Genomic DNA, 24,319 nt, shown 5'->3' on the forward strand with positions numbered 1-24,319 from the left:
ACTTCTTTTTATAAGCAGTTTTTTAAACATATTTTAACAAAATCCAGATACCCAGAGTTGTATGAAATCTCAAGATATTAGAGCTAAATTTTTAGATTTTTTTAAATCAAAACAACACGAAATAGTTCCTTCAGCACCAATGGTGTTAAAGAACGACCCTACTTTAATGTTTACCAACGCTGGTATGGTGCCATTTAAAGAGTTTTTCTTAGGAAACTCAACTCCTAAAAATGGTAGAGTTTCTGATAGCCAAAAGTGTTTACGTGTTTCTGGTAAACATAATGACTTGGAAGAGGTTGGTTACGATACTTACCACCACACCATGTTTGAAATGTTAGGTAACTGGAGTTTTGGTGATTACTTTAAGAAAGAAGCTATTGCTTGGGCCTGGGAATTATTAACTGAAGTTTACAAAGTAGATAAAGACATTTTGTACGTAACTGTTTTTGAAGGTGATGAAAAGGACGGTACAAAAATGGATCAAGAGGCATACGATATTTGGAAGCAATACATTGCTGAAGATCGTATCTTAATGGGTAATAAAAAGGATAACTTCTGGGAAATGGGTGAGCAAGGTCCTTGTGGTCCGTGTTCTGAGATCCATGTAGATATTCGTTCTGCTGAAGAAAAAGCTAAGGTGGATGGAAAATCGTTAGTAAACGAAGATCACCCTCAGGTTGTTGAAATCTGGAACTTGGTATTCATGCAATACAATCGTAAAGCAGATGGTTCTTTGGTTGAACTTCCTGCGAAACATATTGATACTGGTATGGGATTTGAGCGTTTATGTATGGTTTTACAAGGTGTTCAATCTAATTACGATACTGATGTATTTACTCCTTTAATTCGTGAGATAGGAACAATTACTGGTGCTAAGTACGGAAAAGATGAAAAAATTGACATTGCTATTCGTGTAATTGCCGATCACGTTCGTGCTGTTGCTTTTGCTATTGCAGACGGTCAATTACCAAGTAATAATGGTGCTGGTTATGTAATACGTAGAATTTTACGTCGTGCTATTCGTTATGGTTTTACTTTCTTAAACCAGAAAGAGCCTTTTATTTATAAGTTAGTAGAAACTTTAGCACACCAAATGGGAAGTGCTTTCCCTGAAATTAGAAAACAAAACACTTTAGTACACAATGTAATTAAAGAAGAAGAAACCTCTTTCTTACGTACATTAGATCAAGGTTTATTATTATTAGACCAAGTTATTGCAACTACTAATGGTAAAACTGTATCTGGTAAACGTGCTTTTGAATTATATGACACCTATGGATTCCCTTTAGATTTAACGCAGTTAATTGCTCGTGAAAAGGGGTATGAAATTAATGAAGAGGAATTTAATGCAGGTATGAAAGCTCAAAAAGAGCGTTCTCGTGCAGCTTCTGCAAGTGAAACTGGTGATTGGGTTACTTTATTAGATGATGATGTTGAAGAGTTTATCGGATATGATATATTAACTACCAATGTAAGATTAACTCGCTACAGAAAAGTTAGTACCAAAAAAGGTGGTGACCAATATCAACTGGTATTCAACATGACTCCTTTTTATCCAGAAGGTGGTGGACAGGTTGGTGACAAAGGATATATTGAATCTCCTAATGGTGATATTATTTATGTTATTGATACCAAAAAAGAAAACAATGTTATCATTCATTTCACCAAGAATTTACCTAAAAACTTAAACGAAACTTTTAAGGCTGTTGTAAATAAAGAACATAGAAACTTAGCTGCTAGTAACCACTCAGCTACACACTTATTACACCAAGCTTTACGTACTATTTTAGGAAATCATGTAGAACAAAAAGGTTCGTTGGTTAGTCCTGATTATTTACGTTTTGACTTTTCTCACTTCTCTAAAGTAGATAATGATCAATTAGAGGCTGTTGAGGAATTCGTAAATGCTCGTATTCGTGAAAATCTCCCATTACAAGAGCAAAGAAATATACCAATGCAACAAGCTATTGACGAAGGTGCTGTAGCTTTATTTGGTGAAAAATATGGTGATAGTGTTCGTACCATTCGTTTTGGACAATCAATGGAGTTATGTGGAGGTACACACGTACAACAAACTGGTGATATTTGGTATTTCAAAATAAAATCGGAAGGTGCTGTCGCTGCTGGAATCAGAAGGATTGAAGCAATTACTAATGTAGCTGTTGGTGATTATTTTGAAGATGTTGAGCGTAACTACGATGCAGTAAAACAGTTATTGAAAAACCCTAAAGATGTTGCTAAATCGGTAAGTAGTTTACAAGATGAAAATACTGCTTTGAAAAAGCAAGTTGAGCAACTATTAAAGGATAAAGCTAAAAACATGAAAGGCGAACTTAAAAACCAGTTACAAGAGGTAAATGGAGTTCAGTTTTTAGCAACTAAAGTAGATTTAGATCCTAACAGCATTAAAAACTTATTATTTGAGTTAGGTGGAGAAATTAACAATTTATTTGTGGTATTTGCTACTGCCCCTTCTGCTGAAAAGGCTATGTTAACTTGTTATATTTCTAAAGACTTAGCTAATGAAAAAGGATACGATGCTGGTAAAGTTGTTAGAGAATTAGGAAAACTAATCCACGGTGGTGGTGGTGGACAAAATTTCTTTGCAACCGCTGGTGGTAAAAATCCTGGTGGAATTCCAAAAGCATTAGAGAGAGCAAAAGACTATATCGCTTAATACATACTAAAAAGGTTCAGAAAATTCTGAACCTTTTTTATTGCAGTGCGTTTTTATATGTACTTATCGCTCGTTCTCTCGCAAATTTATGTTCCACTATTGGTTGCGGATAGGTTAGCTCATCAAAGTCTTTTACCCATTTTCTAACATATTGTAAGTCTTTATCAAACTTTTTTAACTGTGATTCTGGATTGAATACTCTAAAATACGGAGCTGCATCGCAACCCGTACCTGCTGCCCATTGCCAATTTCCGTTATTTGCTGACAGGTCATAATCCAATAACTTTTCTGCAAAGTACGCTTCTCCCCAACGCCAATCAATCAATAAATGTTTACATAAAAACCCAGCAGTAATCATTCGTACTCTGTTATGCATGTATCCTGTTTCATTTAACTCTCGCATACCTGCATCTACCATAGGATACCCTGTTTTACCTGCACGCCATTTTTTAAATTCCTCCTCGTTATTCCTCCAAGGAACTGCATCGTACTTTTGTTTAAAGTTCTGGGTAACTACTTTTGGAAAGTGATATAAAATTTGCATAAAAAACTCACGCCAAATCAGCTCACTTAAAAAAGTTTGGTTGGTTTTTAAAGCAAATCGAACCATTTTTCGAGTACTTACCAATCCGAAACGCAGATATGGCGACAAGTATGAAGTTTTATCTTCAGCAGGAAAATCTCTCACCTCATCATACGAATCCAAATTAGATAAGTTATATTGTTTTACTTTAATTGTACTTTCTTCAAAACCTATGGAAGCTAATGATGGAGATTCAGATGAAAAATGATAAAAGTTAGCAAAGTCAATCGTAAAATCTTGCGTATCTTTCTTTTCAGAGAAGTTTTGCAACCACTTGTTTTTATAGGGTGTAAAAACTGTATATGGAGTTCCGTCATTTTTTAAAACTTCGTTTTCTTCAAAGATTACTTGATCTTTAAAAGCATTAAATCTTATTCCTTTTGATGTTAAAAAGTCAGCTATTTCCTTGTCTCTTTTAGTTGCGTAAGGTTCGTAATCTTTATTTGTGTAAACTCCCTGAATCGTATATTCTCCTATAAGTTCCCTCCAAACTTCTAGAGGTTTTCCTTTTTTAATTATAAGAGATGATTGATGCTTTCTTAACTCTTTATAAAGTTGTTGTAGCGTTTGATAAATAAACGTTACACGCGCATCATTTTTAGGAAGGTTTTCTAAAATATCTTCATCAAAAATAAATAATGGTATTACCTTATGACCTGTTTGCAGGGCTTCATGTAGTCCTTTGTTATCTTCTAAACGTAAATCTCGACGAAACCAAAAAAACGATACTTTATTTTCCATTAAATAGTTTTTCTAACGTACTATAGCGATGTTCAAAAATTCCTTTTAACTGCCTTTTTATAAAGATTGACTGGGCTATGTGTCCTAAAAAACCAAAAGGTATTTTGTATGATATTTTGTCTTTCATTAATGTTTTTCCATTTGGCAACTCTTCAAACCAATGTTCGTGATGCCACATGCTATAAGGACCGAATCGCTGTTCATCTATAAAAAACTGTTGTTCTTTTACCTGTGTTATTTCAGTAACCCAACTAGACTTTATACCTGGTAAAATCCCTACTTTGTAGGTAATTATTTGACCTGCATACGCTTTTTTATCAACTTCAGAAGTAATTTGAAACCCCATGTGTGAAGGGGTTATTTTTTGTAAGTTTTCTGGAGAACTAAAAAAATTCCACGCTTGCTGTAACGGAACGTTTAAAATTTGCTCTGTTGATAAAGTATAAATTCCTGAATGTTTTTTGAAATGAATCATTATAACAGTTTGGTGATTTTCTTACTCATTGGTTTAGTGATTGAATAAAAAACGTCAATTAGCCTTCCTTCTTCATCTACCAAATATTTTTGAAAATTCCATTTTACTGAAGAGCTCATTTTTCCATTTTTCTCTTTTTGTGTTAACCATTGGTACAACGGGTGTTGATTTTCTCCTTTAACCTCAATTTTTTCTGTCATAGGAAAATCTACTCCATAGGTTACACTACAAAATGATTGAATTTCTTTTATTGTTCCTGGTTCTTGCCCACCAAATTGATTACATGGTAAACCTACAATTACTAACTTATCTTTGTGTTTTGAGTATAGTTCTTGTAAACCTTCATACTGATTTGTAAAGCCACATTTTGATGCTACATTTACAAATAGTATTTTCTTTCCTTTAAATTGATTAAGGTCTAAATTTTTCCCATCAATTCCCTCTATTTTTATATCGTATAACGATTCTTTAGGAGCAACTGTTTGTGCTTTTCCTGAAAAACTAAATAATACCATGATTAAGAATATTTTTACTGTGTTCATTTTATTGAATTGCTATTTTTATGATTTCTAACGAAAAATTTTCGTCTTTTTTGTTTCCTATCAAAACTGCTACTTCTTTTATTTGGTTAGCAGAAAAATTACCAAAGCTTAACTTTCTACCTCTAAAAGCGGGATAAAATCCTTTTAGTGGTAGTACAATTTCTTGTTCTTGTTTGTTGGTTCTGAATGCTTGCACATAAGAATAACGTTGAGATTCGTCTGACTTTAATCGTAATTGATATTGCTTATCATCTCCTTTTACTCTTAATATAATTTTTGAATGTTGGTTATTTAAATTTATAGCCGTTGACATTCTGGTCATAGCAAACCCTCCATTATTCTCAGTTGAAACTCTTCCTGAGAAAACAAGATTTCCTTCATTATTAATCTTAACGGATGAATTAGAAACACCGCCCATTAAAGTATCGTTAGTGATATACCACTTTTGTGTGTTGTTGTCTTTATCAAAAATTATAATTTCATCATTCAAACACATAAGAAAACTTAGAATTAAAAACCATTTCATTTTCTACATTTTTACACTTACAATTCCAGCATCAATGGGAATTATTTGTCCTGTCATTGAAGCAGCTGCGTCTGAAAGTAAAAAGATTGCTAATCCTGCTACTTCTTCTGCTTTTAAATATTTTTTTAACGGATGCCTGTTTTGTAAACTTTCTTGTTGCTTTTCATTTCGTAATAAACGAGCAGCCAATGGTGTATCGGTTACTGTAGGAGCAATGGCATTAAATCGGATTTTGGTTGCATATTCTGCCGCTAATGATTTTGTTAGTCCTTCAATTGCTGATTTACTTGTTGCGATACTTGCATGAAAAGGCATTCCTAAAAACGAAGCTACAGTACTAAACAACACAACGCTTCCTTTATTTTTTGTCAAAGCCCCTTCATAAGCTTTCAGTGTTTTAATTGCTCCTATTACGTTTATTTCTAAATCAGCTTGAAAATCAGCTATTTTTAATCTTGAAAATGATTTTAAATTAATGCTTCCTGGACAATATACCAATCCATGTACTTCCTCTAACTCTGGAAGTTCATCTTTTGTTATATCACAAGTGTAATGTGTTATATGTTGATGAGTTTCTGGTTGGGTTCTACTTATATTGATAATTTTATGAGTGTCTTTTAAATCATCAATAATTGCTTTACCAATGCCACTACTGCCTCCTACTACTACAATTGTTTTCATAATTACGCTTTTATTAAATGATTAATCATTCCTTTAAATACAAATGCATGAAAAGGTAAAACGCTATACCAATACATTCTTCCCCAAATTCCTTTGGGTCTAAAAATGGCTCTTTGATGTAGCTTACCTTTTTCTATTTTAAATTCTAACCATGCTTCACCAGGCAACTTCATTTCTGCAAATAAAATCAATCGTTTATTTTTTTTATCTGCTAACAATACTCTCCAAAAATCGAGTGGATCTCCTGGTTCTAATTCAGTGGGGTGTCTTCTACCTCTTCGCAATCCAACACCTCCAAAAAGTTTATCCACGTATCCTCTTATCTTCCAAAGAGAATTAAACTTGTACCACCCTGTTTCTCCTCCGATGCTCCAAATTTTGTGTAATGTGTTCTCCTCGTTTTGTATTTCTCTAACTCTTATATCTTTAAAACAGCCGTATTGAGGTATTTGTATATGTTTTGCCAATTGATCGTGAAAAACTCCACTACTCATGGCATCTTTCCAGCTAGAAATTACTTCGTTTTGCTCTATTTTTTGAAATGCTAATGCTACTGCTTCTTTATAGGTTATGGGCTCCACATTAAGTAACGTATTAATGTTACTTGGTTTTGCGATTACTTCAACCTTCATACTATCCACTAGGGCTTGTGCTAGGTTAAAAGATGTGGATGTTACAAAATACAGCCAATAAGAAGATAGTTTTGGTGTTAATACTGGAAGTGTATAAATGTATCTTATAAACCCTCTTACCTCTGCAAACTGTAACAACATTTCCTTATAAGTTAATATCTCAGGACCGCAGATGTCAAAAGATTTATTGTAGACCTCTTTAACCTGTAAACTGTTCTCTAAAAAGGCTAATACATCTCTAACTGCAATAGGCTGTGTTTTTGTTTTTAACCATTTTGGTGTTACCATTACTGGAAGCTTTTCTACAATATCTCTTATAATTTCAAAAGAAGCACTTCCACTTCCTACAATAATTCCTGCTCTAAAGGTCGTTAAGGCATAACTGTTTGATTGTAACTCTTTTTCTACTTCGTATCTTGATTTTAGATGCTTGGACAGCGAATTGTCATTAACTATTCCACTTAAATACACCACTTGCTTACAATTAGTAGATTCTACTAGTCTTTTAAAATTCTGTGCACAGGTTAATTCTAAGTTTTCAAAATTTTCTGATGTCGTCGCCATCGAATGAATTAAATAGTACGCAGCATCAATATCTTTAGGAAAAACTGTATTTTCTGTATTTAAAAAATCTACTTTTATAAAAGTAACATTCGGATTGTTTTCAAACTCATCTGGTATTCTATCTAAATCACGAACACAACAGACTAATTGATGGTTATTTTCCAGCAACCTAACAATTAATCGTTTTCCTATATAACCTGTTGTGCCTGTAACTAAGATTTTCATTCCTTTGGTCTTTGATATGATAATCTTGTATAGTTTTCTGCAACCATATAGGTATCTAATCCATTAATTGCAGCTACTTTTTCTTTGGATAGGTTTAAAAAACCATCTTCTGAAAGCATATTGTCATTAAAATACAAATCAGTAACTTCTCCCAGAACTAAAATAGTTCCGTTAGCTTTTATATGATGTTCTTCTAAAAACTTCATTCCTATTTGTAAGGGTGACTCTGCCACAAATGGAGCATGGAAGTTATTTTTAAATTCTTCCGAAAGTGTTGTTTTATCAAATTCTGAAATTTCTGACGGATATTTAGCCGAGGTATGATGCGCCTCCTCTATCATTGCTTCATTAATAGCATTAATTGTGTAGTAACCCGTTTCTTTGATATTGTTATATGTATTCCTCACAACGGTTGTGGGACGCAGCACAAAACCTAGTATTGCTGGACTTGAACCATAATGCACTACAGAGCTAAACACCGCTACATTGGTAATATCGTCATTAGATTTTGTCGCAATAAGATTTGCTGGTTTATAACCAGAAATACTATTCATCAAATTTATTTTATAAAGATGAGGAAACTCGTCTATTTCTTGACGTGTAATATGCATTATATCGTATTAAAATTATTTATTTTTACCTTGTTTGCTTTTAAATCGTGCATTAGGTTATACAAACCAAAAAATGTTCTATTAATATAAATAAAGTGTTTTGACCCTCTATTCCCATTCATCTTTTTTAGTTCTGTACTCTTGGCATATTTTTGACCTAAATCAGCTATTTTCCCAAAGAAAACCTCATCAGAAAAATCAAATTCTTCTTGCTGAAAAGGTTGTGTAAAGAGTGATAACATCTCATAAAAAAGTGACTTAAAAAAGGTTATTTCTTCTGGGGTATCGTCTTTTCTTAAGATTTCTAACTCATACAGTTTGCTTTCAAAGAAGGTAGGATTATCTATATTCTCTCGTTTTGCTAATTCAAAATAAGGCACATAAAAACTTTCAGGAACTTCTTTCATGCATCCAAAATCAATAACAATAAGTTCGTTTGATTTGGATACTAAAAAGTTTCCTGGATGTGGGTCTGCATGTACTTTTTTTAGCTTGTGCATTTGGTACATGTAAAAATCCCACAAAGCCTGCCCTAGTTTGTTTGAAACATCTTCAGTTTGTTCTTCTTTAGTAAATTCTGACAGGTGAACCCCATCCATCCAGTCCATCGTTAAAATTCTATCTGATGACAAGTCTGGATAGTAGCTTGGAAATTTTAAATTTGGAATATGTTTACATGCATCAGCAATTTCATTACTCTGAGCTAGCTCTAATTCATAATTAGTTTCCTCTAAAAGTTTGTCTTCAACTTCTTTGAAGTATTCGTCAGAGCCTTCACCTTTAATGTTAAACATTTTCATCGCAATGGGTTTTACCATTGCTAAATCGGTTGAAATACTATCCGCTACTCCAGGATACTGAATTTTTACAGCTAACTTTTTTCCATCTTTCGTCGCTTTATGAACTTGTCCTATACTTGCTGCATTTACTGATTCTGCCGTAAACGTATCAAAAACTTCATTAGGTGTTTTGCTGAAGTATTTTTTAAATGTTTTGGTTACCAAAGGTCCTGATAATGGTGGTACTGAAAACTGAGATAATGAGAATTTTTCTACATAAGCATTGGGTAAAATATTCTTTTCCATACTTAGCATTTGCGCTACTTTTAATGCTGAACCTTTTAGCTCTTTTAACCCATCATAAATATCGGTAGCATTATCTTCATTAAGCTGCTTTTTAGCTTCCTCTTCTGATTTAGTGATTTTATTACCGTAATATTTAGCATAATTTACACCTACTTTTACACCTGTTGAAACTAGTTTTGTAGCACGTTCTATTTTTGAGGTTGGTATTTTATTTAGCGTTTTCATACCATTGGTGATTTTTCTTTCCACAAAAACTTTGCTAAATCAATCACACTTTTTACAGGTGCTATTTGCTGAATATCAAAGCTTGCTTTGACTGATTTTTCTATAAAAAGATCTGTTTTTTCAAAATTAGGTGATTCATCATCTATCCAAAATTTTAAGATCATTAGTAACTGCATCCAATATCCTTCTGCAACAGTTTTATCTTGAATTTTATTTACTTTTTCATTTTTAAAGTCAATTTTTTCAAGATCTAATCCGTTTACAAAATCAATAAATTCTACTCGCAACTCTTTCAATACAGATAATCTTGAAAAGTCGGTTTTCATTTCCTTGAATTGCAACAACACGTACGATCTGTTAGCTGTTAACAGTTCAAAAAAAGTAAAGTAAAAACTTAATAGTTTATCTTTTGATGAATAGTCTTTGTATGCCTCTGTTTTATGCAATAAGTGAATAGTTTCTTTTGCAAAAACTCCGAAAATAGCTTTTTCTAAACTTTCAAAACTTGAAAAATGTTTGTAAAAGCCTGACTCTTCAAAGTTGTTTTCTTGCGCGAAAGAAAATATGGAGTTTGGTTTACCTGCTGATAGTACAGCGTTCATATACCATTCTATTATTTTTTCTTGAGTTATGTTCTTTTTTTTTGCCATGATTTAATTGTTTAATACAATGTATGCGTTTAGGCTAGTTGCAATCGTCATCCATATTAGATATGGAAGAATAAATAGTGTGTACCATTTTACTTTTTTTAAATACTCAAAAGTGAAATAACCTACGAGTATCCACAATAAAGCGATTACTACTAAACCTAGTTTTGTTAAATGTTGATTGAAGAAAATATAATTCCAGCTTACATTTAAAACCCATTGGTCTATATATAAAATGAGTACTTTTTTGTTTAAAAATTCATGTTGGAAACTCACTTTAGTCATATATACAGAAAACAATACCATAATGGTTGTCCATACTGCTCCAAAAACCCAACCTGCTGGTGTCCATGGAGCTTTGTTTAAAGATAAGTACCAATCTGTTCTTGGTCCTTCGTTCATTAACCAAGCTCCAATAGCTAAAGCTGAAAAATTAGCTATTAGGAATATTAAAAATCGTATGTATTTATTTTCTTTCAAGTTTTTTTCTTTTTAAAGAATTGAAGATTAATTGTACTGAAAACAACATTGTAAATGCATAAAAAATGTCTTCAAAGGGTATGGTGAAAATTCTAAATCCTAAGTTTTCTGAGTTGTTATACCAAACAACTGGTTCTTCTATAAAACTTCCTGTTAAAATTCCGTTGACGATTAAAAAAGGAACTAATATTACCAAGAAGCTTGGATAATATTCTTGTAACGTATTCAAATGATATTTTAACGCATAGCCCAACAGTAATAAAAATAGCATAAAATTAACTGTTGTATAACATTTCCCGAAGTTAAAAATCAATAATAAACTCACTAAAACTATGAGTAAAAAGCTTATGATTACTGTCATTGACTTTGACATTTTAAACTTTGGAAATAAAAATTTTAATGCTTCATGTGTAAATAAACATGCATAGGGTATACAAAAGAAGAACATCCATTCTTCTATTGGCATGTGCAGTAATTTTAAGGATAAATGGTAATCAGGGTTAAAACCCCACACTCCTATTTGCGTAAACCAACTGTCCCAAACCAAAAAAAACAAGGCGACTAATAAAATACTAAGCGCTGCTTGTTTGAAATATTGTATAAAGTGTAATTTTTTTTCAAAAACACTATATAATAGCGGAATACTTAAACTACCTAGGTTTAATATTAGATACAAATACTGACTCACTGTCTTTTATTAAAGTATTTAAAGGGCACAAACAACATACCGAAACATTCTCCGTCTTGTTTTCCCAAATGTTTGTGATGAATTTTATGTGCTTTTCGTAATCCTTTTAAGTATTGGTTATTTGTTTTGTCAAACCACTTAAATCTTCTATGAATTAATACATCGTGTACCAAGAAATAAGCAATACCATAAAATAATATTCCCAGACCTATGAAAAACAAAACATTTAATTCTGGATGAATTCCAAAGTAAAAAAGCAACATACTAGGAATAGCAAAAACCACGAAAAAGGCATCGTTTTTTTCAAACACATGTGGATATCCTGGTTGATGATGATCTTCATGTAAATACCATCCAAAACCATGCATTACATATTTATGAGTACACCAAGTAACTCCTTCCATAACAATAAATGTTAGTGTAGTAACTGCTATGTAAATTGCTATATTCATAATGATGTATTGTTAATTATATATGTATGTAAATAATTTGTACTGTCTTTTTTTTGGAGTGCTTCTTTTAAAAACTGTTTATCTTTTTTTATAGACGATTTATATCCTAAAATACTTGGTGTATTTTCTTGTATTACTAAGCGAACATATCTTAAATGAATATTGTTAGGATTCTTTGAAATTAGTGTTTCTAGTTTATTTTTTTCTGTATTAAAAACTTTCAATTTACTCCACGGCATCATTTTATATTTTGCCTGCTTCATTTGTAAAGAAACTACATAGGCTTGTATACTTACTTCTTTACTGTTTTTATATTTTTTTATGTAAGATAATTCTGCTTCTTTAGTAGCTAATTCATGGTATTCTACAACAAAATCAGGTGCATTATTGAAGCCTATAATCGACATAAAAAACAGTACTCCTAAGATACCACTTTTTATCATATTAAATTCAATTTATACCTTACATAACTTCTTGCTAGAAGATTAATTTTCATAGGGTTTGAAATTCTAATTCTAGTATCCATAATTTTTGTTGAAGGCGTATCTTGCAGTTTCTTTAATAACTTTTTATAATACCTATACGCCATGTAAACTCCGAATTTTGCTTCAACTGGTAGCTTTAAAATACCATTTTTATAAGCAAAGTCAAAATCGTCTTCTATTTCTTTAATAATTGTATTTTTTCCTTCCGCACTTAAATCTCCAAAATTGATGTTTGGAAAATAAGACCTATTCAATTCGTTAAAATCTTCTTTCAGATCTCTTAGAAAATTTACTTTTTGAAACGCTGATCCTAAACGCATTGCAGGCTCTTTTAGCTCCTCATATTTTTGCTGATTTCCATTTACAAAAACCTTTAAACACATTAACCCAACAACATCTGCAGAACCATAGATATATTCATTATACTCTTCTGTAGTTGTATATTCTGTTTTGTACAAATCAGCTTTCATACTTTTTAAAAACGACTGTATTAAATCATCAGAAATTTTATACTTATTTACAGTATGTATGAAAGAGTTTAGAATAGGATTTAAACTAATTCCTCTATTCTTAGATTCATAATAATTTCTTTCAAATTTTAACAGTAATTGCTCTTTATCATATTTATGAAAAGAGTCTACTATTTCATCTGCAAAGCGTACAAAACCATAAATATTATAAATATCAGCACGTATTTTGGGTGATAACATCTTCGTGGCTAACGAAAATGAGGTACTATACTTTTGAGTTACTAACTTACTACATGCGTAAGAAACCTCATCAAATAATTGTTTCATCTTTGTACGTTTTTAAAATTAAATCTGAAGCTATTTTTCCTGAAATTAAAGACGGAGGAACTCCTGGTCCTGGTACTGTTAACTGTCCTGTAAAAAATAAATTCTTTACTTTTTTACTTTTTATCTTGGGTCTTAAAAATGCTGTTTGCGTTAAAATATTTGCTAAACCATAGGCATTTCCTTTATATGAATTATACTCCTTTATAAAATCATTTACACAGAAGCTTTCTTTAAACAACACGTGTTCTTTAACGGATTGATTTGTCAATCTTTCTAACCTCTCTATTATAATGTTAAAATAGCGCTCTCTTAACTCTGGAGTATCTTCTATACCTGGCGCTAATGGAATTAAAAAAGTAGCAGCTTCTTTTCCATTAGGCGCAAAAGAACCATCTGTTATTGAGGGAAAGCTCGCATAAAACAATGGTTCTTTTGGCCAACTGGGAACATCATATATTGTTTTTGCATGCACATCAAAATCTGTATCAAAAAACAGTGTATGATGACATACATTTTTTAATTTCTTATCAAACCCCACATAAAAGAGTAATGATGAAGGCGCAAATGTTTTTTTATCCCAATAACTTTCTGAGTACTGTCTTAAATATTTAGGAAGTAGTGTTTCTGTATGATGGTAATCTGCCCCGCTTAACACTATATCGGATTCCATTAGTTTTCCATCTACCGCAACACCAATTGTATCTCCTTTATCATTTACTACAATCTCTTCTACATTTGCATTAGTTTGAAACGCTACCCCTAAACTAGTAGCAAGCGTGGTCATAGCCTCAATTACCTTATACATACCTCCTTTTGGGTGCCATGTACCCAAGCCAAAATCAGCATAATTCATAAAATTGTAAAAAGCAGGTGTATTACTAGGCTTTGCACCTAAAAACAATACTGGGAACTCTAAAATTTGAATCAGCTTCTTACTTTTAATTTTCTTTCTTACTTCATGTCTAATTGTAGAGAAAAACTGAAATATTTTACTCATAGTAACTGGAGTTACTAATTCTAAAGGAGAGACACCAGGTTTATAAACTAAATCATTTATAGAAACATCATAATTATATTTTGCTGACTTTAAAAAAGACTGAAGATGTTTTGAACTTCCTTTTTCTTCTTTTTCAAAAACTTCATAAATCTCTTCTAGTGTTCCTGGAATTACAATTGAATCATTTATTCCAAAATATACTTCATAAGCCGGATTTAATCTTTCTAACTCGTAGTAATCTGATGGCTTCTTACCGAAATCTCCAAAAAACTTTTCAAAAACATCTGGCATCCAATACCATGTAGGACCTATATCAAAAGTAAACCCTTCTCTCAATAATTGTCTTGCTCTCCCACCAATGGTAGCGTTTTTTTCTAACACAGTTACTTCATAGCCAGCCTTGGCTAAATAACATGATGCAGACAAAGAAGAGAATCCTGAACCTATTATGTATACTTTTTTTTTCAAATTATTTCTTATAAATATAATTAAATTAATTACGAGTGAAAAAATGTTTTCACTCGTAATCAACACATTACTATAAAACTAAGGTAAAAGAACACTATCTACTACATGAATTACTCCATTAGTTCCTTGCACATCGGTTAAAGAGATTACAACAGATTGCCCTGAACTTGTATCTAATTTTGCTCCGCTAGATAAATCAACTGTAACTATATTGCCATCAAACATTGTAATTTCTTGATCGTCGCTTAATTCATCTGACTGCACATTTCCTCCCGCAAACACATGATACTTTAATACTGCTTCTAATGTTGCAATAGGAATATCTGCTAATGAACTCCAAGAATCATTACTATCTAACAATGCTTGAAATGCATCATTTGTAGGAGCAAAGATTGTATATGGTCCATCCTCTTTTAATAAAGAAACAAAATCTGTAGTATGACGGCTATCTGTTAATGCTGCTACCAAAGAAGTAAAACCACTATTATTTAACGCTAAGGTCACTACATTAGCTGGTAACATTACTTTATCTATTGTATGTATAACTCCGTTTGAAGCCATAACATCTGTAGCAATTGGTTTTGAATCTCCATTAAACTCCGCTGCTCCATCAACTTCTATTTGTAATGACAACATCTCATCATTTGGACCTGTTGATAAGGTATTCACATAAGTATTAGATAAATCTGCCGCTTTTACTTCACCACTTATCACATGAAATAACAATACCGACTTTAATGTTTCTACCGGAATATCATCTAATGAATTCCATGAGTCATTGCTATCTAGCAACGCCTGAAATGCTGCATCAGTTGGAGCAAAAACAGTATAAGGTCCGTCAGCTTGTAATGCTGATACTAAATCAGCTCTTTGCAAAGCTGCAACCAAAACACTTAAATTAGAATCTGCAACTGCTAAATCAACTATATTCTTTGGTTTTTCTATTACTGGGTCATCATCACTACATGATGTTAATAAACCAAAACTTAAAAACAAACCCAAAAACAACACCGAGGTCAAATTCTTTACTTTCATAATTTCACACTTTAAATTATTGCTTACTCTTATTTTTTATAGTCTACTTTTCAGCTTCGGCAGACTTTGTTTATTTTATACTAAAAAACATTAAACAAAATTAGTTTCGTTAAAAAAATATGTCTTGAAAATCAAAACATTAGTCAAAATTACACTTTTTGTTTAACAAAAACAAATAAAAAATAAACAAAATTAAATAGATCAAAAAAAATTAGAACTGATTTAAAAATATTTTAAGGGAAGAATACACTGTTATTTTAGCTTTAAAATCTACATTATCAACAGCCATCGCTTTGTTTCCTATAGCAATCAATTCATGGCTAGTGTTTTCAAGTACAGCTTCAATTTCTGAAAAATATTCTTCTACTTTATCATCGTATGGCTGAACAGTCATAGATGTAATAAAACAAACTTTCGATTTACTTTTAAAAAAACAATCTAAATTATCTAAAGGCAGACTTTGCCCTAGATAAATCGTATTATATCCTCTTAGTATAAGCTCATAATTTAGGTACATCAATCCTAATTCATGAATCTCATTTTCAGGTAAAAATAACACATAACTCATTTCTGAATTATTATTAGAATACTCTAACTTCTCTATGTTTATTTGAATTTTTTGGACAATTAAATTCGAAATAAAATGCTCATGCGCTGGCAACAACGTGTCTGTTTGCCACAACAATCCTATATGATTTAAAAAAGGCACAAAAACGTCTTTGAAGATTTCTCTAAACGTTTTTCTTTTAAGCAACCTGTTGTAAGCATTATTAAATAACGTTTTATCAAACTGAAACATTGCCAACTTAAAAGAGTTTATTGCTTCATCATTTACAGCCATTTTAAAAGCCAACTCTCTAGCTTTTAAAACGATTGTATCATCAGACATTTCAGCTATTTTAGAAATCTTTATATTGTTTTTATTCAACAACACTACATTAAGCAACTTCTGTAAGTTCTCAGAAGAATAATAACGAATATTTGTATCTGTCCTATCAGGTGATAACAGATTATATCGTTTCTCCCAAATTCGAATAGTATGGGCCTTAATTCCTGAAATATTTTCCAGGTCTTTAATTGTGAAAGTAGATTTTATATTGTTCAATTTATTCTGAATTCTTTTGAACAAAGATACAAATTTTCACAAACTACGAACTTATAGTGCTTCTTATGAATATTTTATACTTATTTTTGATAGTTATTTTTCTTAAAAATCATGAATTTTCAGACACAAATACCACTTACAAAACAAAAACATAATCAAATTAGTTATCAATCCAAATTATTATTGCTTGGTTCTTGTTTTTCTGAAAATATTGGTAATAAACTTGATTATTATAAGTTTCAGTCAAAACAAAATCCTTTTGGGATTTTATTCCACCCTAAGGCTATTGAAAATTTAATTATAAAAGCCCTAAACAAAGAAAAATATACTGACAAAGATGTTTTTTTTCACAATGAACGCTGGCACTCTTTTGAAGCACATTCAAGTTTAAGCGCTATAAATAAAAATGAATTATTAAACAGCTTAAATTTATCCATACAACAAACTTTTGAGCAACTACTAAACACCACACACCTTATCATTACACTAGGTACCGCTTGGGTATATCGAGAAATCACCTCAGACACTATAGTTGCTAATTGCCACAAAGTTCCTCAGAAAAAATTTTTAAAAGAACTATTAAGTGTTGACGAAATTTCTGAAAGCTTAAAAGCTATTAACTCTCTTGTAAAATCAGTTAATAAAAACATATCGGTTATTTATACAGTATCACCTGTTCGTCATCTTAAAGATGGTTTTACAGAGAATCAACGAAGTAAAGCACATTTACTTTCAGCTATTCATGAAGTAGTAGAACCAAGGAGTGCTATTTACTATTTTCCTTCGTATGAAATTATGATGGACGAGCTACGTGATTATCGTTTTTACAATGAAGATATGATTCACCCGAACCAAACAGCTATTAATTATATCTGGAAAAAGTTTAAAGAGGTTTGGATTGCGGAAGGTTCATATCAAACCATGCAACAAGTTGACACCATTCAAAGAGGATTAAACCACAAACCCTTTAATCCAAACTCTGAAGCACATCAGTTATTTTTAAAAAAGCTACAACAAAAAAAGGAAACACTTTTACAAGCATTTCCTTTTATAAATTTTTAATCTTTATATATTTATTTTACTAAATATTGATCTACATTTTGCCATGGACCACCGTTGATTACATCAACCCCATGGTTTTGTAAAAACTGTGCTGCTTGCCCGCTTCTACCTCCACTTCTACATACTGCAATTACTGGCTTATCCCACGATTTAATTTCCTCTACATTTGTAGGAATCGTAGCTAACACAATATGCTTAGCTCCTTCGCTATGCCCTTCATTCCATTCCGCTAAAGTTCTTACATCTAATACAATCGCTCCTTTAGCTAAATATTCCTGTATTTCGTTACTCATATTCTTCTTTCTAAATAAATTAAATAATCCCATTTTATACTTCTTGGTAATTTTCCAACAAAAGTAAACCGTTTTCTATTAACGTAGTGTAACTCTTGTTACTTTTCATGTTTTCAAGATATTCACGTAACGTTTGTTTTATTGAAAAATTGTTTAGTGTTGCCAATTCTAACAATTCTAACGGCAACAACCAATCATTTTTAAACTTCAAATTTACTTCTGTAAAAATTTCCTCAATGTCTTCCTCAGAAACCATGCCACCCTCTCTTAACCCTCTTACTCTGTCATACAAACTATATAACTTTCTATCTGAATCAGAATACTGAATTTTGTGCGTTTTAGTTTCCGATACTTTTCCTACATCTCCAAATGAAGCTACATCAGCAGATCCAGCAAAAGCCGACACTACCTCAACACCAACTGCCATATCATACACTCCCCAATCTGGGTGAAATAACAATGTGTCACCATGAGTTACAGTACAGTTTTTAAAAGAAATCAATAAAATTCTACCTCTTAAATCTCTTGTTCCTGTAATAACTTCTCCAACTACTTTTACCCCTCCTTCAAATTCTAACGTAACTTGTTCTCCTTCGTAAATTCCATAAGCTTTCAAATCACGTGGACTCATGTTTTCTATCGGAATATTAATTCCTTTTAACTTTCCTATTGGACTACCAAAACCTTCAGCATGATAATTTATACCGTGACCTATTAACTCTTTATCTCTATTTGCTAAGGCAGTAGGTCCTGTAGTTTGTATATATATAGCTTTATTATTCTCATCTGTTATTACATTTGTAAAAACCCCAGATATCTGAATACCAGTACTCAACTCAATAGTTCCTAAATTTTTAGAGTCTATTAGTTTTTCTATCCCTTTTAATCCCCCTGTTCGTATTGCCATTTTATTAGCAAACTGTTCCAACACCAAACTTAAATGAGCAAAATCTGGCGTAACAAATAATTGAGGTTGAGGTTTTGTAATATCAAAACTTACATTTGCAGCATCTAATGTATATGGAACTTTTTCTACTTCATCTTTCATGCACCATTTACTCTCTCCTATAGAAGATAACAATCCAGCTCCATAAATTTTCGGATCATCAAGAGTTCCTATTAATCCATACTCAACCGTCCACCAATGTAGATTTCTTATTTGAGCCATTTCTGAAAGCTCTCCCATATTATCTTGTAACCACTCCACTTTTTCTTGCGCTTCATCAATTTCTTTTTGAGTAGAATTTGGATCTTCTTTTAAGATAGACAATAAACGAATAGCCTCATACATTTCGTAATCTTTTGCTGAAGAAATCGCTTTTGCTCCAATTTCTCCAAAACGACGTAAATACTCAGCATATTCTGGGTTTGCGATAATTGGTGCATGCCCTGCAGCTTCATGAATAATATCAGGGGCAGGCGTGTATTCAATATGATCTATAGTACGCATGTCAGACGCAATCACTAACACGTTGTATGCTTGGAACTCCATAAAAGCATTTGGTGGTATAAAACCATCAACAGATACTGCTGCCCAACCTATTTCTTTTAAAATACGGTTCATCCCTTGCATATGAGGAATTTTCTCTACTGAAATACCTGTTTTTTTCAATCCATCTAAGTACGAAGCATGCGCTACTTTCCCTAAATAATCTACGTTCATACGCATTACATAACGCCATACTGCTTGGTTCTGAGCAGTATATTCATCGTACGGTTGTTTTACCACAAATTTATGTAAGTGTTTGGGTAACTTCTTAGTAACTTCGTTTAATTCAAAGTGAGGCTCCATAATGTTGTTTGTTTTGCTGTGTAAATTTAAGTTTTTTATAGTTCACAAAAAATTGATATCCGTTAAATTATATATTTTGTACTTTTACTTTCGGGACTAATAAAACAACTTATTGATGAAAATTAAAGGAGGCTTAAAAACTCGTTTACTTATAGGCATAGCTATAGTTGCTTTTGCTTATTTACGTAAATGCAGTCAACAAGAGGTAAACCCTTACACAGGAAAAACACAAGCAGTTAGCTTATCTCCAGAACAAGAAATCGCTATCGGACTACAACAAGCTCCTGTAATGGCTCAACAGCATGGAGGTTTATATCCTAACGAAAATGCTCAAGCACTTGTAGACAAAGTTGGTGCAAAACTTGTAAACAACACGGTAGCTAAAAAATCTGGTTATCAGTTCGATTTTCATTTATTAAGAGACGAAAAAACTATTAATGCTTTTGCTTTACCAGGCGGACAGGTTTTTATTACTCATGCCCTGTTCTCTCAATTAAAAAACGAAGATCAATTAGCAGGAGTTTTAGGACATGAAATTGGTCATGTTTTAGGGAAACATTCTAATGAACGAATTACTGATGCAAATTTTTGGAAACTTTTAACCATGGGAGCTTCTGTTGGTGCTGATTTAGGGCAATTAGCTAATAGTATTGGACAACAAACTTTGTTAAAAAATGGTAGAGGCGACGAATTAGAAAGTGATGAATTAGGTGTTAAGCTAATGATTGATGCTGGCTATGACCCTGAAAACTTAATTGGCGTAATGGAAATTTTAAAAGCTGCAGCAGGACCAAATAGAATTCCTGAATTTCAAAGTACACATCCAGACCCTGAAAACAGAATTGAGAAAATTAAAGAGGCTATTCGTAAATATGGAAAGTAATATTATCCTTTTGCTTTTTGTAACATCTAACTAATTAAATATACAAATAGATGTATCCTAAAATTAATTTGCTATGAGTTTTGGTTTTGGTCCAGCATCAGAAATGAACAAAACTGTTCAACACCTTAAAAGAAACAAACCTAATACATTAAAAAAATTAGGTCAACTTACCAATGAAAATAATTACACTATAACGGATAAAAAAGCCTCTCAAAAACAACTTAATGAAATAAGAAAAAAAGTAAAGAAAGAAAACCAGAAAGCTTTACTTAAAAAAATATTGTTTTTCACTCTTTTTCTTATTCTTTTAATTTACTTTATATACTTTTAAAAAATTTGCTATGAGTTTTGGTGGAGCGGTATCTGCAATGATAACCAGTTTAAAAAACAATAAAAGAAAAAGAGTTAGTGCTTTTGATAAACTAGAACGGTTTCAAAAAGAAAACAGTGATAAATTATATTTTGATAGGTGTGCTAACAAAAAGGAACTTGATAAAATACGCCTACAAACCTTAAAGAAAAATAAAACTCAATACATTAAAAATAGCATTGGCATCCTCATAATCTTCTCTATACTAATATACATTGCTTTTGTTTTTGTGAATTCCTAAAATATTCCCCAAAAATCTTTCTTACTTTTGCAGTGCAACACACAACAAATGAACAAGAAAGTAATTTTAATGATTTTGGATGGATGGGGAATTACCCAAGATCCAAAAGTATCGGCCATATACAACGCTAAAACCCCATTTATAAATTCGTTATACGATAAATTCCCACATGCACAATTAAGAACTGATGGCGAACATGTTGGTTTACCTGTAGGACAAATGGGAAATTCAGAAGTTGGACATATGAATTTAGGTGCTGGTAGAATTGTATATCAAAACTTAGCTAAAATCAACAAGGCTGTAAAAGATGGAACTTTAGCACAAGAAAAGGAACTTCTAAACGCTTTTGAATATGCAAAGGCAAACAATAAAAATGTTCATTTTTTAGGATTGGTTTCCAATGGAGGAATTCACTCTCATATTGACCATCTAAAAGGATTGCTGTCTGCAGCTAACAATGTTGGTTTAGATAACGTATACCTACATGCTTTTACTGACGGACGTGATTGCGATCCAAAATCAGGGAAATACTTCATCAACGACATTCAAGAACATATGCAAAAAACCACAGGTGAATTGGCAACAATTACCGGTCGTTACTATGCTATGGATCGTGATAATCGTTGGGAACGTATACAACTTGCTTACAACGCCTTAGTTAAAGGAGAAGGCTCTTTTTCTTCGGATGCTTCAGCTAGTATTCAACAAAGTTATGATACAGACGTTACCGATGAGTTCATTAAACCAATTGTGATGGTTGATGAAGACGAACAACCAAAAACTACAATTAAAGAAGACGATGTTGTTATTTTCTTCAATTTTAGAACCGATAGAGGGCGTCAGTTAACAGAAGTTTTAAGTCAAAAAGATTTTCCTGAGTTCAACATGAAAAAGTTATCATTGTATTTTGTTACTATGACAAACTATGATGACACGTTTAACAATATTCATGTTATTTACGACGGAAAGAACATTGAAAACACCTTGGGTGAAGTATTAGAATCGGCAGGGAAAAGTCAAATAAGAATTGCTGAAACAGAAAAATATCCACACGTAACTTTCTTTTTCTCAGGCGGAAGAGAAGAAGAGTTTAAAGGTGAAAAACGTTTACTATGTCCGTCACCAAAAGTAGCTACTTATGATTTAAAACCTGAGATGAGCGCTTATGAGATACGAGATGCTATTGTTCCCGAACTACAAAGCGGTGATGTTGATTTTGTGTGTTTAAACTTTGCAAATGGTGATATGGTAGGACATACAGGAGTTTTTGAAGCTGCTGTTAAAGCCTGTGAAGCGGTTGATGATTGTGTAAAAGATGTAATTACCACAGCACTAGATAACGACTACACTACTATTTTAATTGCAGATCACGGAAACTGTGAAACAATGATTAACCCAGACGGAACACCACATACAGCCCATACTACAAACCCAGTGCCTATGATTTTAATTGATAAAGAATTAAAATCAATAAAAAGTGGTATTTTGGGCGATGTTGCTCCAACTATTTTAAAACTAATGGGCGTTGAGCAACCTGAAGAAATGACACAACATTCGCTTATTTAAAAATAAACCTTATGAAAAAAATCGTATACTTTTTTGTAACCCTACTTATTGTTTCTTGTGCGTCAACACCCAAGAACCTGGCAACAAAAAACGAAAATGGAAATTTAGTTGGTATTGCCACCAAAAAAGACTTTCAACAAGAACCATATGGAAGTGATTGGTTCAACGATTTTTATTCATATTACGAAACAGATAAGGGTACCGTAGAAAAACTAAAACCATACTTAAAAGATATAAAAATAAAAGGTTTTATGGGAACTTGGTGTGGAGACAGTAAAAGAGAAATCCCTAATTTTTATAAAATTTTAGACGAAGCAGAGTTCGACTATAAGAACCTTGAATTGGTTACTGTAAACCGTCAGAAAAAAGCCAACGGACTAGAAGAAGGCTTTAATGTAATTAGAGTTCCAACCTTTATATTTTATAAAGATGGAAAAGAAATTGGTCGTTTTGTAGAACATGCTATTGAAGATAGCTCAGTTGAAGAAGATTTCTTAAAAATACTATCTGGTCAAGAATACAAACATCCATATCAAAAATAACTGTAAATTTGCGCCTCAATATTTTTACCATGATTAAACCAAAAACTAGAGAAGAAATTGAATTAATGCGCGAAAGTGCTTTAGTAGTATCAAAAACTTTAGGTATGCTTGCTAAAGAAGTAAAACCTGGAGTTACTACATTGTATCTTGATAAACTTGCCGAAGACTTTATTCGTGAGCAAGGTGCCATTCCTGGTTTTTTAGGCTTGTATGATTTCCCAAACACTCTTTGCATGAGTCCAAACTCACAAGTAGTTCACGGAATCCCAAATAACACACCTTTACAAGAAGGTGATATCATTTCTATTGATTGTGGCGCTATAAAAAATGATTTCTATGGAGATCATGCCTACACATTTGCTGTGGGTGAAATTGCTCCCGAAACTCAAAAACTACTTGACGTTACTAAAGAGAGTTTATATGTAGGTATTCGTGAATTTAAAGTAGGAAATCGTGTTGGAGATGTAGGTTTTGCTATTCAAAACTTCACAGAAAAGCATGGCTATGGTGTTGTTCGTGAATTAGTAGGTCACGGATTAGGACGCAAAATGCATGAAGATCCTGAAATGCCTAATTACGGACGCAGAGGTCGTGGTAAAAAATTCATAGAAGGTATGGTAGTAGCCATTGAACCTATGACCAATATGGGAACTCATAAAATCCGTCAACATAGTGATGGATGGACAATTACTACTTTAGACGGAAAACCATCTGCACACTTCGAACACGATATAGCTATTATTGACGGCAAACCTGAGTTATTATCTACCTTTAAGTATATATACGATGCATTAGGTGTTGAAAGCAACGAGGAAGATGAATTCAGACAACAACCATTAGTCATATAAT

The 24,319-nt window shown here is 32.3% G+C and carries 27 protein-coding genes; 8 read left to right on the forward strand and 19 right to left on the reverse strand.

Features of this window, described 5'->3' with window-relative positions; all coding sequences use genetic code 11:
- Positions 1-61 precede the first annotated feature (61 nt).
- On the forward strand, positions 62-2,677 hold the full coding sequence (gene alaS / locus VBY68_RS07160; protein WP_415269329.1) for an alanine--tRNA ligase: 2,616 nt from the start codon (positions 62-64) through the stop codon (positions 2,675-2,677).
- Positions 2,678-2,714: 37 nt separating this feature from the next.
- On the opposite strand, the gene VBY68_RS07165 is transcribed toward alaS, so the two are convergent.
- From VBY68_RS07165 to VBY68_RS07245, 17 genes are all read right to left on the reverse strand, one after another.
- Positions 2,715-4,001, reverse strand: a complete 1,287-nt coding sequence (locus VBY68_RS07165; RefSeq protein ID WP_415269330.1) for a cryptochrome/photolyase family protein — start codon at positions 3,999-4,001, stop codon at positions 2,715-2,717.
- Positions 3,991-4,476, reverse strand: a complete 486-nt coding sequence (locus tag VBY68_RS07170) for an SRPBCC family protein (RefSeq protein ID WP_415269331.1) — start codon at positions 4,474-4,476, stop codon at positions 3,991-3,993. Before VBY68_RS07170 ends, VBY68_RS07165 begins: the two co-directional genes overlap by 11 nt.
- The gene (locus VBY68_RS07175; protein WP_415269332.1) at positions 4,476-5,018 is read right to left on the reverse strand and encodes a glutathione peroxidase; all 543 of its coding nucleotides are present in this window, start codon (positions 5,016-5,018) and stop codon (positions 4,476-4,478) included. Before VBY68_RS07175 ends, VBY68_RS07170 begins: the two co-directional genes overlap by 1 nt.
- Before the next feature lies 1 nt (position 5,019).
- Positions 5,020-5,544 carry a CIA30 family protein gene (locus tag VBY68_RS07180; protein WP_415269333.1) on the reverse strand — a complete coding sequence of 175 codons (525 nt, stop codon included), beginning with the start codon at positions 5,542-5,544 and terminating at the stop codon, positions 5,020-5,022.
- Positions 5,545-5,547: 3 nt separating this feature from the next.
- Positions 5,548-6,225: an SDR family NAD(P)-dependent oxidoreductase gene (locus VBY68_RS07185; protein ID WP_415269334.1), complete on the reverse strand. Its 678-nt coding sequence runs from the start codon at positions 6,223-6,225 to the stop codon at positions 5,548-5,550.
- A gap of 2 nt (positions 6,226-6,227) precedes the next feature.
- Positions 6,228-7,646, reverse strand: coding sequence for an SDR family oxidoreductase (locus VBY68_RS07190; RefSeq protein WP_415269335.1), 1,419 nt, complete (start codon positions 7,644-7,646; stop codon positions 6,228-6,230).
- Positions 7,643-8,200, reverse strand: a complete 558-nt coding sequence (locus tag VBY68_RS07195) for a flavin reductase family protein (protein WP_237270897.1) — start codon at positions 8,198-8,200, stop codon at positions 7,643-7,645. The genes VBY68_RS07190 and VBY68_RS07195 overlap by 4 nt, the downstream gene beginning before the upstream one ends.
- A gap of 56 nt (positions 8,201-8,256) precedes the next feature.
- Positions 8,257-9,567: an ABC1 kinase family protein gene (locus tag VBY68_RS07200; protein WP_099215764.1), complete on the reverse strand. Its 1,311-nt coding sequence runs from the start codon at positions 9,565-9,567 to the stop codon at positions 8,257-8,259.
- Positions 9,564-10,217: a TetR family transcriptional regulator C-terminal domain-containing protein gene (locus VBY68_RS07205; RefSeq protein ID WP_121146237.1), complete on the reverse strand. Its 654-nt coding sequence runs from the start codon at positions 10,215-10,217 to the stop codon at positions 9,564-9,566. Before VBY68_RS07205 ends, VBY68_RS07200 begins: the two co-directional genes overlap by 4 nt.
- Before the next feature lie 3 nt (positions 10,218-10,220).
- The gene (locus tag VBY68_RS07210) at positions 10,221-10,694 is read right to left on the reverse strand and encodes a TspO/MBR family protein (RefSeq protein ID WP_415269336.1); all 474 of its coding nucleotides are present in this window, start codon (positions 10,692-10,694) and stop codon (positions 10,221-10,223) included.
- Positions 10,681-11,382: a lycopene cyclase domain-containing protein gene (locus VBY68_RS07215; protein ID WP_415269337.1), complete on the reverse strand. Its 702-nt coding sequence runs from the start codon at positions 11,380-11,382 to the stop codon at positions 10,681-10,683. Before VBY68_RS07215 ends, VBY68_RS07210 begins: the two co-directional genes overlap by 14 nt.
- Complete coding sequence (locus VBY68_RS07220; RefSeq protein ID WP_099215761.1) at positions 11,379-11,834, reverse strand: sterol desaturase family protein; 456 nt, start codon at positions 11,832-11,834, stop codon at positions 11,379-11,381. Before VBY68_RS07220 ends, VBY68_RS07215 begins: the two co-directional genes overlap by 4 nt.
- Entirely contained in the window at positions 11,831-12,277 is a 447-nt protein-coding gene (locus tag VBY68_RS07225; RefSeq protein ID WP_415269338.1) for a hypothetical protein, read from the reverse strand. The genes VBY68_RS07220 and VBY68_RS07225 overlap by 4 nt, the downstream gene beginning before the upstream one ends.
- Positions 12,274-13,116, reverse strand: a complete 843-nt coding sequence (locus VBY68_RS07230; protein ID WP_415269339.1) for a phytoene/squalene synthase family protein — start codon at positions 13,114-13,116, stop codon at positions 12,274-12,276. Before VBY68_RS07230 ends, VBY68_RS07225 begins: the two co-directional genes overlap by 4 nt.
- Positions 13,100-14,581 (reverse strand): phytoene desaturase family protein, encoded by a 1,482-nt coding sequence (locus VBY68_RS07235; RefSeq protein ID WP_415269340.1) that lies wholly within the window; start codon positions 14,579-14,581, stop codon positions 13,100-13,102. Before VBY68_RS07235 ends, VBY68_RS07230 begins: the two co-directional genes overlap by 17 nt.
- A 78-nt stretch (positions 14,582-14,659) precedes the next feature.
- Positions 14,660-15,616, reverse strand: a complete 957-nt coding sequence (locus tag VBY68_RS07240; protein ID WP_415269341.1) for a fasciclin domain-containing protein — start codon at positions 15,614-15,616, stop codon at positions 14,660-14,662.
- Positions 15,617-15,827: 211 nt separating this feature from the next.
- A complete protein-coding gene (locus VBY68_RS07245) occupies positions 15,828-16,721 on the reverse strand; it encodes a MerR family transcriptional regulator (protein ID WP_415269342.1) in 894 nt (297 codons plus the stop codon).
- Positions 16,722-16,832: 111 nt separating this feature from the next.
- Between VBY68_RS07245 and VBY68_RS07250 the strand changes: the two genes are divergently transcribed.
- The gene (locus VBY68_RS07250; RefSeq protein ID WP_415269343.1) at positions 16,833-17,783 is read left to right on the forward strand and encodes a GSCFA domain-containing protein; all 951 of its coding nucleotides are present in this window, start codon (positions 16,833-16,835) and stop codon (positions 17,781-17,783) included.
- Positions 17,784-17,794: 11 nt separating this feature from the next.
- Here the strand turns inward: VBY68_RS07250 and VBY68_RS07255 are convergent, their stop codons facing one another.
- Together VBY68_RS07255 and VBY68_RS07260 are read right to left on the reverse strand one after the other, a co-directional pair.
- Positions 17,795-18,076, reverse strand: coding sequence for a rhodanese-like domain-containing protein (locus tag VBY68_RS07255; protein WP_099216052.1), 282 nt, complete (start codon positions 18,074-18,076; stop codon positions 17,795-17,797).
- 34 nt (positions 18,077-18,110) lie between these two features.
- A complete protein-coding gene (locus VBY68_RS07260) occupies positions 18,111-19,868 on the reverse strand; it encodes an aromatic amino acid hydroxylase (RefSeq protein WP_415269344.1) in 1,758 nt (585 codons plus the stop codon).
- 115 nt (positions 19,869-19,983) lie between these two features.
- Between VBY68_RS07260 and VBY68_RS07265 the strand changes: the two genes are divergently transcribed.
- The 6 genes from VBY68_RS07265 to map all read left to right on the forward strand — a co-directional run bounded on the left by VBY68_RS07265 (position 19,984) and on the right by map (position 24,318).
- Entirely contained in the window at positions 19,984-20,751 is a 768-nt protein-coding gene (locus VBY68_RS07265) for a M48 family metalloprotease (protein ID WP_415269345.1), read from the forward strand.
- Between the two features lie 73 nt (positions 20,752-20,824).
- On the forward strand, positions 20,825-21,082 hold the full coding sequence (locus VBY68_RS07270; protein ID WP_099215752.1) for a hypothetical protein: 258 nt from the start codon (positions 20,825-20,827) through the stop codon (positions 21,080-21,082).
- 10 nt (positions 21,083-21,092) lie between these two features.
- Positions 21,093-21,362, forward strand: coding sequence for a hypothetical protein (locus tag VBY68_RS07275; RefSeq protein ID WP_274640789.1), 270 nt, complete (start codon positions 21,093-21,095; stop codon positions 21,360-21,362).
- A 48-nt stretch (positions 21,363-21,410) separates the two neighbouring features.
- Positions 21,411-22,928, forward strand: a complete 1,518-nt coding sequence (gene gpmI, locus VBY68_RS07280) for a 2,3-bisphosphoglycerate-independent phosphoglycerate mutase (RefSeq protein WP_124589535.1) — start codon at positions 21,411-21,413, stop codon at positions 22,926-22,928.
- An 11-nt stretch (positions 22,929-22,939) separates the two neighbouring features.
- Positions 22,940-23,470, forward strand: a complete 531-nt coding sequence (locus VBY68_RS07285; RefSeq protein ID WP_099215749.1) for a thioredoxin family protein — start codon at positions 22,940-22,942, stop codon at positions 23,468-23,470.
- A 29-nt stretch (positions 23,471-23,499) separates the two neighbouring features.
- Entirely contained in the window at positions 23,500-24,318 is an 819-nt protein-coding gene (gene map / locus VBY68_RS07290) for a type I methionyl aminopeptidase (protein WP_415269346.1), read from the forward strand.
- The last annotated feature ends 1 nt before the right edge of the window (position 24,319 follow it).

Source organism: Tenacibaculum ascidiaceicola (assembly GCF_047470925.1).
GTDB classification, from domain to species: Bacteria; Bacteroidota; Bacteroidia; order Flavobacteriales; family Flavobacteriaceae; genus Polaribacter; species Polaribacter discolor.

Coding starts and splice junctions, on each gene's coding strand:
- alaS (WP_415269329.1), top strand. CDS start 62: ATGAAATCTCAAGATATTAGAGCTAAATTTTTAGATTTTTTTAAATCA.
- VBY68_RS07165 (WP_415269330.1), bottom strand. CDS start 4,001: ATGGAAAATAAAGTATCGTTTTTTTGGTTTCGTCGAGATTTACGTTTA.
- VBY68_RS07170 (WP_415269331.1), bottom strand. CDS start 4,476: ATGATTCATTTCAAAAAACATTCAGGAATTTATACTTTATCAACAGAG.
- VBY68_RS07175 (WP_415269332.1), bottom strand. CDS start 5,018: ATGAACACAGTAAAAATATTCTTAATCATGGTATTATTTAGTTTTTCA.
- VBY68_RS07180 (WP_415269333.1), bottom strand. CDS start 5,544: ATGAAATGGTTTTTAATTCTAAGTTTTCTTATGTGTTTGAATGATGAA.
- VBY68_RS07185 (WP_415269334.1), bottom strand. CDS start 6,225: ATGAAAACAATTGTAGTAGTAGGAGGCAGTAGTGGCATTGGTAAAGCA.
- VBY68_RS07190 (WP_415269335.1), bottom strand. CDS start 7,646: ATGAAAATCTTAGTTACAGGCACAACAGGTTATATAGGAAAACGATTA.
- VBY68_RS07195 (WP_237270897.1), bottom strand. CDS start 8,200: ATGAATAGTATTTCTGGTTATAAACCAGCAAATCTTATTGCGACAAAA.
- VBY68_RS07200 (WP_099215764.1), bottom strand. CDS start 9,567: ATGAAAACGCTAAATAAAATACCAACCTCAAAAATAGAACGTGCTACA.
- VBY68_RS07205 (WP_121146237.1), bottom strand. CDS start 10,217: ATGGCAAAAAAAAAGAACATAACTCAAGAAAAAATAATAGAATGGTAT.
- VBY68_RS07220 (WP_099215761.1), bottom strand. CDS start 11,834: ATGAATATAGCAATTTACATAGCAGTTACTACACTAACATTTATTGTT.
- VBY68_RS07225 (WP_415269338.1), bottom strand. CDS start 12,277: ATGATAAAAAGTGGTATCTTAGGAGTACTGTTTTTTATGTCGATTATA.
- VBY68_RS07230 (WP_415269339.1), bottom strand. CDS start 13,116: ATGAAACAATTATTTGATGAGGTTTCTTACGCATGTAGTAAGTTAGTA.
- VBY68_RS07240 (WP_415269341.1), bottom strand. CDS start 15,616: ATGAAAGTAAAGAATTTGACCTCGGTGTTGTTTTTGGGTTTGTTTTTA.
- VBY68_RS07250 (WP_415269343.1), top strand. CDS start 16,833: ATGAATTTTCAGACACAAATACCACTTACAAAACAAAAACATAATCAA.
- VBY68_RS07255 (WP_099216052.1), bottom strand. CDS start 18,076: ATGAGTAACGAAATACAGGAATATTTAGCTAAAGGAGCGATTGTATTA.
- VBY68_RS07260 (WP_415269344.1), bottom strand. CDS start 19,868: ATGGAGCCTCACTTTGAATTAAACGAAGTTACTAAGAAGTTACCCAAA.
- VBY68_RS07265 (WP_415269345.1), top strand. CDS start 19,984: ATGAAAATTAAAGGAGGCTTAAAAACTCGTTTACTTATAGGCATAGCT.
- VBY68_RS07270 (WP_099215752.1), top strand. CDS start 20,825: ATGAGTTTTGGTTTTGGTCCAGCATCAGAAATGAACAAAACTGTTCAA.
- VBY68_RS07275 (WP_274640789.1), top strand. CDS start 21,093: ATGAGTTTTGGTGGAGCGGTATCTGCAATGATAACCAGTTTAAAAAAC.
- gpmI (WP_124589535.1), top strand. CDS start 21,411: ATGAACAAGAAAGTAATTTTAATGATTTTGGATGGATGGGGAATTACC.
- VBY68_RS07285 (WP_099215749.1), top strand. CDS start 22,940: ATGAAAAAAATCGTATACTTTTTTGTAACCCTACTTATTGTTTCTTGT.
- map (WP_415269346.1), top strand. CDS start 23,500: ATGATTAAACCAAAAACTAGAGAAGAAATTGAATTAATGCGCGAAAGT.